Below are 10,357 nucleotides of genomic sequence, written 5' to 3'. Positions count from 1 at the left end.
GCTCACATATAATTCATTTTTAAAATAATTAGCCAGATAATGAAAACCTGCCATCGCACCCGAAATTAAAAGACCAGCCCCTAATCCCATCAGTAAAACAGCAGTATCTTTAGCAATAAAAGCAGTATAAACATAGGGTAAACACCACCATCCCAGAGCGAAACCAAGGCCACTCATTGCTAAAACACTAAAAACACCACCGGAAAATAACGCCCACGCCCTCCATTTATCGTTTGAATTAAGGAAATAGTCCGATAGAAATTGTACTGAACGCGTGAAAGAAAAAGATGCAGGTGAAGATGAATTCGCCATGATGGAGTATCACTGTACTTTAAAAGAAGGCCCAATATAATTGATGATCAACAAATGATCAATATATTTTCCTAATAATCAACCAGAACGCAAAGAAAACAATAGCGCCTTATTAATCATCTCACACTTTCACTCAACTATACTATAAATGACACCATAAAAATCAGCTCAGAAATATTGAGTAGGACGAGAGAAAGAACGATGAAGGAATTCAAAAATTTTAAAGAATTTTATCCTTTTTATTTATCACAACATCGTAATCCCATGTGTATACGTCTGCATGTGATGGGTACTTCCCTGGTCATTATTTGTCTGATTATTTTTTTAGTAACTCATAATCCTTACTGGTTGTTATTAATGCCCGTTCTCGGCTATGGCTTTGCCTGGATAGGCCATTATGTCTTCGAGAAAAACAAACCAGCAACGTTTAAACATCCTTTGTACAGTTTGCTTGCGGACTTCGTCCTATTTAAACAGTTTTTTATGGGGAAGTAAGCACCGTGGTATCGACCGCGATTCCTCTTATAATTCCCGACCTAAAGTAAATGCAATAAACCGCGCTACCCCCCACTCCAATGCTTACGAACCCCAAAGAAGAGCTCTTCTGTAATACCAATAGAAGAGCTCTGCTTGAAAGGAATAAGACCTATACTGAAACCACTATAATTGATTACCATTTGGTAAACCAAAGGCACCGCCAACGGTTATAACGTTTCCGGTTGCAGCAGTACTTTGAAACCCTATAGCATCATCTACAGAATAGGCATAAATATTCATTAGTAAAGTTTGATGTATCAGTTGGGTGTAGGGATTAAAGTCGCCTTGGTAGTTGGCATTGAAGGTGTGTTGCAGTGTTGTGTAGGCATCAAAATCTTGACCATTACTAGGTAAGGTAGCGCAAAAAGAGACATAGCCATAAATGTGCTGTATTAAGATGTCTATTGGCGGTGATCCTGCGTTGCATAGAGCCCAATCATTCTGAAACAGGGTATTTACAAGAACACAGTTAGCGTGATTTGGAGCCGCTGGGTTATTGACACACTCAGTCCAGTTTGCTGTGAGCTGATCAGTTTGTGGGGCAGAGTCAGTTAACTGGCTGCCAGGATTGCCATTATTTATCACAACATTGTAAGCACTGGGAATCCTTGGATAAGGAAGCCCCGCATAAACAGGCCATACAGTTTCACTTAAAAACAAGTCGAGACTATTTCTAAAGGTTTGGAGATCAACAACGGTACCTGTATACCCGTATGTGCTGATTCCAAAAGGCTCCATTGCTGCTGGTAAGTAAATTTGATCTACACCCGAAATATTATAATTTACTATAGTTCGATCAATTGGATAAGGAGCAGGATTTTGATCGAGCACCGTTGCGTAAGTGTATTCAAATAACTGTGAAGGATCGTTAGTTGGAAGCCCTGGAGTCGCGCTAAATATGCTCACTTGTGAACAACCGCAAGCACAGGTTGGACCCGAAGTATTCAAAGTAAGGGCGTTAACCCCTGGCTCAGATTGCGTTTGTATTACGTTAGATTGTACATCATAGATGTAGAGACGCATTGATTTCCACCAATCTACATACTGATTTGAAATAGTACCTCCGGCAGGATTTTGAACTACCTCACTATAAAACGGCACCAAAACAAAGGCTGCCTGTTTGGGAGCTATCCCATTAACCCCATTGATATATGCTCTGTAGAGTTGTGTCGATGTGAATGTTTTAGTGCTCAGCTCAGGAGCAGTAATAGCAAATTGAGCCTGCAACCACGTATCTCTAGACTCTGGCAATGGAGGCACAGTTCCGGTCATCGGTGCCTCGATAATAGGATAGATGGTTTCATTAGTATTATTATAAATAGCCATAACCTTCGTAGGCACAGAAGGTACTTGAACTGGAATTGGCGCACTGACTACTGGTGCAGCATCATCAGCAGTAGCTGTTATTTGAACAACAGTAGTAGCATCTACGCCCGCTAAAGTGAAATAACCCGTTTGATGACCAGTAACACTTCCAGGACCAGCTATTATATTAAACAAATAAGTAACTGGATGCCCGGAGCTATCGACCGCATTAGCAAAGAATCCACCGGTGCCATTACTCGTCCCATCTGTCAGCGCAAAGCTACAGCCAGACCAAGTAATTACTGGCGTAGAAGGAGTGGAATTTACTGTGGCCACCACAAGAGGCTGATGAATGGTATACAAGCCCTCGCCGATGACTACTCGCACATTTAAAGACACCGATTGCTGCAAACGAACAGCGAGCTGAAATTGGCAGGTCTCACCAGATGCCAAAGGCTGAGTAGCGCAACTGCCTGCTACTTGTAAGCTTTGTACCGAACCACTGTTAATCTCTGCTAATAATCCCAGTTTTATAGCGGGAAACAGAGGATTTCTCGGATATGTATTTGTGCAGGTATAGATATTAGTGTATTCCTGACCGGCTGATAATACTCCGTTAATATTATTAGTTGTTATATTACAAATAATATGATCATCAGCGTAACCTGCCATTGATATAAAAAATGAGAGGATAACGATAAAATAGCGAATATAATATGTCACAGTAGATCCTTAATTGTCTTCATAAAAAAACTCCGACGCCAATAAGTGCAAAGTCTTACCTGTCGAAGAAATACGTTCCCTGCAAAACTACCGCATTCGAATTAAGTTTGTTTTCAAGGTGGTCAGCACGCAACACACCGTTCCCCATACCCGTACTGACCTTGCCATAGTAAGATAATTCATAACCGAGGCTGGCTTGAACCTTATCATTAAAATCGTAGTCAAACCCTGCGCCCAGAGAGCCGGCAAATTGGGTTTTAGTTCCAGAATTAAACCCATAGTTTCGAGTCCAGGTAGTTGCACCAGGAATTGGTCTATCGGAATAACTATGAGCCCGATTGATGGCAACCCCAGCTCCTGCTGAGACATAGGGCATCAACTGTTGCCAACGATAGAGATCGAGTTTCAACTGAGCCATGATCAACTGTTGCGACACATCATATTGATATGTGAAATTTTTTGTTTCAGGCAAACCGTTAACATAAATAAAACCGTCAATTCGTGCTGAATCAGTATAGGTATATCGTGCTGCCAGGCTATAAGCAGGTAACCAATCAGCGGCTCTTCGCCATTGATAACCGGCAAAAATTGAATACTGCATCGCATTCTTTGAATCAACTGAAGAATATCGGTCGTCAGGAAAACCAGGCATGCCAGAATAAGCAAAATTCGTTTCATCAGTACCAAAGGGAAACATCCACCCCACACCCAAACCAGCGAACCATCGATTGGTAGGCCTCAGAGAGAAACCATCCTTGTCTTTGTGGATTTTTGGAGAGGATGTTTTTCGTATTGTTTCACCACTTTGAACGCTATCAGAATGAGGCGCATTTTTTACTGCAACAGTCTGAGCAAGAGCGACCGGCCTCACTCTTTTTTGTACGTCACGAGTAACGGCTGAATGGGTAACTAATTGGGCAGCAGTGCTCCTTACTGCTACAGCAGAATGAATTGGGCCAATCAAAACAGCATAGTACCCATTTTTTTCTCTTATCCAGATAGGCTGGCTTGATTTGCTTTGCAAAGAAGATTTTGCTCTCAATGCATTAGCTTTACTTCTAAAACTTGCAACCTGAATATAAAAATCACCAGATGAATTCGATCTAAATTGACTCGCTTTTTGTAAACCATAGATTGTCGAGGTAGAAAATGAGGAGAAACTAACCAAGGGTAACGCGAGAGAAAGAGCTAATTTTACACGAAACGGCAACGTCATTTATCATCCTTAATAATATAGACCAATTTTATCCCGCAACTCTATCATTAATTTAAAGAATTAAGCAAAAAAATATTTCCATATACTGAGCAGTAACCACAATTTCCCCGGTTAAGACAGCTCTCAACATGAGAAGATAGAATGTGACAGAACAATGTGCATAAACTACTTAGACCAATAGGCCTCTTATAAAACAGTATGCCCCATATATTGCTCCATGTCTTATTAATGAGCTAGAATGCGCCTTTTTTACGAGAGTTGTATTAAATGTTGATTATTGGTGTGGCTGGTTGCTCAGGTTCTGGAAAAACAACCGTAAGTAAAGGATTAGAAAAGCATTTTGGTGATGATTGCGCGGTGATTTCTGCAGACAGTTATTATCGTGGAATAGAGAACATCCCTGATAGTAATTTTGATGATCCGGCAGCAATAGAATTTGAGTTGCTCATAGAGCATTTAACCGCATTAAAGCGCGGTGAAACCGTCAAAGTGCCGGTTTATGACTTCAAAACGCACAGCAGAACAGAAGAGTTTGTTGAAGTATCTCCCCAAAAAGTAATTATTGTTGAAGGCATTCTGGTGTTACATCCTGAAAAATTAATGACCTTATTTGATAAAGCTGTATTTGTTGATGCTGATATAAGGGTGTGCAGAGACAGACGTACAGCACGTGACATTGTGGAACGTGGAAGAACGCAAGAAAGTGCTTTAAAGCAATGGGAACAAGTTGAAGCCTGCTATCTGCAATATGTGGAACCCAGCAAGAAAAATGCTCACATTTTAGTTGAGAACACTACCGCCAATCCATCGTTGGAATTTGATATAGCGCCTCTGATTGACGAGCTAACTCAGCAAGAACACAAGCCTAATCGTTATAAACTGTTTAGTCTGACGTATCTAAAAAGCCAGAAAGAGACTGTTCTTCCTGTTATCGATGAACCTCAGAATACTGATGAACCGCATGAGTCAAATGAATCGTCATTTGTAATCCAGTAATGACCCAAACACCTATTTAAACCCGATGTATCCCGGACAATGCTGGGCTAAACGAAGTGCAGCCCAGCACAGATGTAAAATGACCACATCATGTATTGATGCACACAAGATTGCCAGATCTCTTTAAAATAATCAGCCATACAAAAATAATCTTAAGAGTTTATTTTTACATAAATTCGAATCTATAATGGGTCATTGTGTCACAATATGGACAGCTACTATGGACAGTAAATTTGAAAGGCAACCATTCACAGTCACGATGCTAGGCTCCCTCACTGACTTTACTCCAGAATTAAAGCAGATAGCCAAACCAACTCCTTATACCAAGGGCTCTAAAGTAAAAGACTTCCCTAAAGGTGAAACATTGAGCGTGATTGCCTCTTTAATCAAATCAGACACACCAGCTAAAATAATAAAAGCAGACACCAAAAATCCTTATCCCTTGCAATCCGATGCAGTTGCCGTCATTAATGGACCTAATATGGATGGTTCTAATGTAGGTGAGAAAATTGCCCTGGGTTTGGCGGTGATATTAAAAGCCATAGCTCGTGGGAAAACCATAATTAATATTATTGCTCATAGCAGAGGGACTGTTGAAGCAATATTGATAGCCCATGAATTAGAAACGATACAAAAAATCAGTGCATCATGTGTTGTTTTTGATGAAATATTAAAGCAACTGACTGAGCAACAAACCAAGAGATACAAAGGTACACCTACAAATAATACACCAGATATTATAGAACCTCTCAAAGTCCAAATTAATCAGATCCCTAAAGAAGAGCAAGAACAATGGTTTAATGCACTAAAAATATATCTGCCTGATACAATAATAAACCTATTCGGTACAGATCCTGTTCCGGGAGATTGTTTTCCAATTACCTGGTATGATGAACGGTATTTTTTATTACCAGAAATTATAAAAAACACTGAATTAATCTATTATGCAAACGAACATTCAGATTGGGGATTTACCCCCATTCTTCCTGAAGTAGCCTCTAAAGAAAAACAACATCTTGTTTGTTATTCAATGCCCGGACATCACGGAACAGGCTCCAGTGGAAATAATGGTTCCCAACAAAACACCATCGTTTCTCCCGATGGCTATAAAACCACCCACGTCCAAAAATTAATGGTTTATAAAATATTTCGTTTCTTAAGCAACCAGCACGTAGAATTTAATGATGGTACCCAGATCTTCCATCGACATACTGCTTTGGGCAGAAAATATTCTGGCCACGATGCTGAAACCAAATCAATTGATATAGCTGCACTCGATTTCCCAACTATATTACGAACCCTTTATGCCGCGATTGACAAAAATCAAATAGGATATGATGCATATAATACAACCAATTATTCTTATATGGGGCTCACAAAACAACGAAGAATCATGCATAAAAAGCGTCTCTATGGCATATTCAATGATGTATTTACGCCTTCTTCGGGGTACGTTAATGAAGAGCATGCATTATTAATGCAACAACATTTCTTTAAACTATTTAGTCTTGATAACAACACTACAAAGTGTGCTGAGATGCTCAATACCGCAAGCTCAGTACTGGAAGAACATATTAGCAAAATCGCCAATAAAGAAGCATCAATTCTGGATTCTGAAGCGAATCGCAAAACGGTGCTGGAAGCCTTTAGTATAGTCATCAGGCAAGTCAGTCAACAATATTTAGCAGACGATTGGTGTTCTGTCGAAAAACAACAAGAAAAGGAAACTCTTTATTTAACGATTGTTAGTCTCCTGACGAAGTTTAAACAATTTTCTGTATCAGAAGATGTAATAATTCAGCAGTTTGCCGCAAAATTTCTTCTCTTTAGCATGAACAGTATTAATCATACATTGGTACTTCGCTCTAAGGATTTAGAAAAAGATATTACTTGCTTACAGGAATCTATCGATAATCGTTTAACTTATTTTTTTAGCTCATTATTAATGCGACTAAATCATTCCGAAAATAATCCATTCATTATTCTCGATGCAATTAAACGGTCGGAAGAATATAAAAAACTAGCCAATCACCCTTCTTCAATAAAAATAAATTATATCTATAATGGTCTGGCTGGTAAAGGCTTGGAAACATACAGCATCGAGGAACTTACCAGAAATTATGAAGAGCTCTTTGCAAATACACTTGAGGATTTTGCCAAACTGTATCAGCAAATTCAACTGTTTATCGTTGATTTGTCTGCCTTATGCACGATAGCCCCGAGCGAAAAAATAGAAATTGACGAACCGTATTTACGAAAGCAAGCAAATGAATTAATTGTAACGGCTGCAGAACGATTTTATAAGGACAGATCCCAGGAACTACCCCCTGTTGCGGAAACGGAAGGCTTCATGAGATTGGCAGAACAGCATGCCATCGAGCATTTCGGCGTCATTGATCGCAGAAAAGGAATGTTTTCAAGAACATTATCATTTTTCTGGAACCCTGTCTCGGAAATGATCTACGGCGCGCCGGTTAATAATGCAGTCAACGGAGAAACACATCCCAATGAAGAAACCACTTTATTACCCTTAAATCCTTGAGTTCAAAGAAGGGAACAAATGCGTTTAATAACGTCTCAATAGTTATGAGCCAACAATTGAGATGTTATTAAAAAGCATGTCTTATCCTATTTTGATAAAATGACTATAAAATATCACTAACCTTATAATTCTTATCAGATTTATAAAATAAAGCCCTGGTACTTCGAGCCAACTCATTTATTACAAAAGAAAAAAACAGAGTAACAAAAGAGCAAATAACTCAAAATCCAATCATTATTTTATAGGGAATCTATAATTCTGAACTATATTTATAAATACGTGCTGTCAGGAAGCAGATTGCACCTCGTGTTAATCGGATACAGGGGGGGGTTGTTATGCATGTACATATAGGACGTTCGGAGAATTATTTAGAATCTATTGAAGTAGTAGATGTAAGTAAACATAAAATCTTGCCACATATTAGTAAACTATTAAGTAGCCATGATAAGAATCAATATTTAAATAGAATCAATAAAATCCATATTGAAAACTCAAATTTTAACCAAGCCGATTACCATGCCTTAGAACGCATTTTACATGAATGCACTTATCTTGAAAAAATCGAATTAAATTCAAATCATATTGACACAACCCCTTGTTCCAATCTATTTGATGCCTTACTAGGAAAGAAGCTTTCAGCTATCAGTCTGACAGATAATTGGATTGGCCCCAAATTACCGAAAAACTATTTTGATTTTTTTGCTACTCAAACAGAGATCACTTCTATTTGTTTTTCTCTAAATTGGTTAGGAGATACAGGCATCGTCATGTTCATGGAATCGCTCAAAAAAAGCGTACGGGAGCTGGAACTTAGTTGTAATGACTTTTATTTGAACGGGATGATGGCGATAAGGAATTTTGTAAAAGAATGTAATTTTTTATCGTTATTAGATATTTCATACAATCTGATTGATTCTAAATTAGCCAAACAAATAGGCTGCATCATACAAGAAGCAAGATCTCTTGCATGCTTAAATATCAACAGTAACCAAATTGGCGATCAAGGGGCATTTTTGATTGCAGATGCCTTGAAAAACAACCGAAGTATTGTCTCATTAAATATTGCAGATAACAAAATATCCTTTACCGGTGCGCAATATCTTATGGACAGCATTAGAAATGGCGCCATAAAACAACTGGATTTAAGACATAACTGCTTAAATCCGGAAGAAAAACAGCACCTCACCTCGCAAGCTCCCCGAGAAATTAAAATTCTTATATAAGGACATTAAACTCCCAATTTAATGTCCTTAGATTTTATAGGATGACAAAGATGAATAAAGTAGAACTATTAGCCATACAAGACACCAGCTCCAATGGATTAGTTGTTTGCCTAAAACCCAAAATACCTTTTGTTATAGGCGTTTTTACACACCAAGGTTAATGGAGAACCTATTCTGGACAAATGCATTCATCATAAGATTACTGGTTTTGAACCTGAATTAGGCTATTCGTTCGTGTCAACTTATCTAAGTGTTCGCGAGCATCTTGCTCGGGAAGTATCATTTGGTTTGGCAGACAATGTTCTGCACTATGCTTCCACGTTTTTTTATCAGCCCGATCCAGGTAGAGAGTTAGTCAATCGTCTGAACACATGCCAATCGTTTGAGGAAGTTAAAACACACTTACATGATTTTGTGGAAAAAAACTTCCCCTCAAAAATGGCTAACGTGATCAGCTTCATTTTAGATGAGGAAAAAACTGAAAATCAAGTATGGAGACATAACAATCTAAGCTAGATAAGGCTTTGATTCATATACGTAAGAACAGGCTATGGAATAGCAACATGCGAGTACGTAATCAATAGATTAGTAGGTCGGGCGAAGAGTCGATCTTTTTTTATTCTTTGTGCCCCCCCTATTTGCTCAGCTCAATACGGAATCGACGTGACATTTTTTTTAATAACGCAACAAATATTTGCTATTATGTTATTTAGAGTCTGTTACCATGCAGATACTTTTTAGACCCAAAAGATTTTTTTAACGCGAAAAAAATCAACATCATTCAGTTTGGCCTAAAGAGTAAAATGCCAGCAGCTCACAATATCAGTCAGCAATAAAAGGATCTATCTATGACTACTTTCGTTTTTCCAGGCCAAGGCTCTCAGGTAAAAGGAATGGGCGCGTCATTATTCGAAGAGTTTTCCGACCTGACACAAAAGGCTGATCAAATCCTAGGATATTCGATAAGAACGCTTTGTCTCGAAGATCCAAATAATGAACTTGGAAAAACAAATTTCACGCAACCAGCACTTTATACAATCAGTGCCATGTCTTATCTAAAAAAACTAAGCGAAACCGGCAAAGTACCAGCATCCGTCGCGGGCCATAGTTTAGGCGAATACAATGCGCTCTTTGCTGCAGGAGTTTTTGATTTTGAAACGGGCTTAAGGCTGGTACAAAAGCGTGGTGCGTTGATGAGCGCGGCAACAGGTGGCGGCATGGCGGCCGTTGTTGGCCTTAAAAGCGATGATGTACGTACTATTTTACAACAAAATAATTTAAACAATATCGTCATTGCAAATTACAATTCGTTCACTCAGGTTGTCATTTCAGGCGCCAAAGAAGCGATACTCGCTGCAGAACCAGTATTTACAAATGCAGGAGCAATGCTCTACCTTCCATTAAACGTAAGTGGCGCATTCCATTCCCCCTTTATGCAAGGTGCGCAAAATGAATTTGCCGAATTTATAAAAAGCTTCCAATTCCATGCCCCTCAAATAGAGA

The 10,357-nt window shown here is 38.8% G+C and carries 8 protein-coding genes and 1 pseudogene; 6 read left to right on the top strand and 3 right to left on the bottom strand.

All coding sequences use genetic code 11. The annotated features are described in order from the left end of the window. Positions 1 to 312 (bottom strand): annotated as a pseudogene (locus Q0495_RS05755) (ABC transporter ATP-binding protein/permease); the annotation flags it as partial. Positions 313 to 513: 201 nt separating this feature from the next. Between Q0495_RS05755 and Q0495_RS05750 the strand changes: the two are divergent. After that, positions 514 to 807, top strand: coding sequence for a DUF962 domain-containing protein (locus Q0495_RS05750; protein WP_298624023.1), 294 nt, complete (start codon positions 514 to 516; stop codon positions 805 to 807). A 165-nt stretch (positions 808 to 972) separates the two neighbouring features. On the opposite strand, the gene Q0495_RS05745 is transcribed toward Q0495_RS05750, so the two are convergent. Next, on the bottom strand, positions 973 to 2,877 hold the full coding sequence (locus Q0495_RS05745; RefSeq protein ID WP_298624021.1) for a hypothetical protein: 1,905 nt from the start codon (positions 2,875 to 2,877) through the stop codon (positions 973 to 975). A 55-nt stretch (positions 2,878 to 2,932) separates the two neighbouring features. Further along, positions 2,933 to 4,093 carry an SPOR domain-containing protein gene (locus Q0495_RS05740; protein WP_298624019.1) on the bottom strand — a complete coding sequence of 387 codons (1,161 nt, stop codon included), beginning with the start codon at positions 4,091 to 4,093 and terminating at the stop codon, positions 2,933 to 2,935. Between the two features lie 267 nt (positions 4,094 to 4,360). Here Q0495_RS05740 and udk point away from each other — a divergent pair, with 267 nt between their 5' ends. The 5 genes from udk to fabD form a co-directional block, all read left to right on the top strand. After that, complete coding sequence (gene udk, locus Q0495_RS05735; protein ID WP_298624017.1) at positions 4,361 to 5,089, top strand: uridine kinase; 729 nt, start codon at positions 4,361 to 4,363, stop codon at positions 5,087 to 5,089. A 220-nt stretch (positions 5,090 to 5,309) separates the two neighbouring features. Continuing rightward, positions 5,310 to 7,631 (top strand): hypothetical protein, encoded by a 2,322-nt coding sequence (locus Q0495_RS05730; RefSeq protein WP_298624015.1) that lies wholly within the window; start codon positions 5,310 to 5,312, stop codon positions 7,629 to 7,631. A 335-nt stretch (positions 7,632 to 7,966) separates the two neighbouring features. Next, positions 7,967 to 8,854: a hypothetical protein gene (locus Q0495_RS05725; RefSeq protein WP_298624014.1), complete on the top strand. Its 888-nt coding sequence runs from the start codon at positions 7,967 to 7,969 to the stop codon at positions 8,852 to 8,854. A gap of 234 nt (positions 8,855 to 9,088) precedes the next feature. Next, positions 9,089 to 9,370: a hypothetical protein gene (locus Q0495_RS05720; RefSeq protein ID WP_298624012.1), complete on the top strand. Its 282-nt coding sequence runs from the start codon at positions 9,089 to 9,091 to the stop codon at positions 9,368 to 9,370. 332 nt (positions 9,371 to 9,702) lie between these two features. Further along, a partial coding sequence (fabD, locus tag Q0495_RS05715) for an ACP S-malonyltransferase (protein WP_298624010.1) occupies positions 9,703 to 10,357 on the top strand: 655 nt, incomplete at its 3' end.

This window comes from uncultured Legionella sp. (genome assembly GCF_937871865.1).
Classification (GTDB): Bacteria; Pseudomonadota; Gammaproteobacteria; order Legionellales; family Legionellaceae; genus Legionella.
The sequence above is the reverse complement of the archived record's forward strand: the minus strand, read 5'-3'. Positions and strand labels throughout refer to the sequence as shown.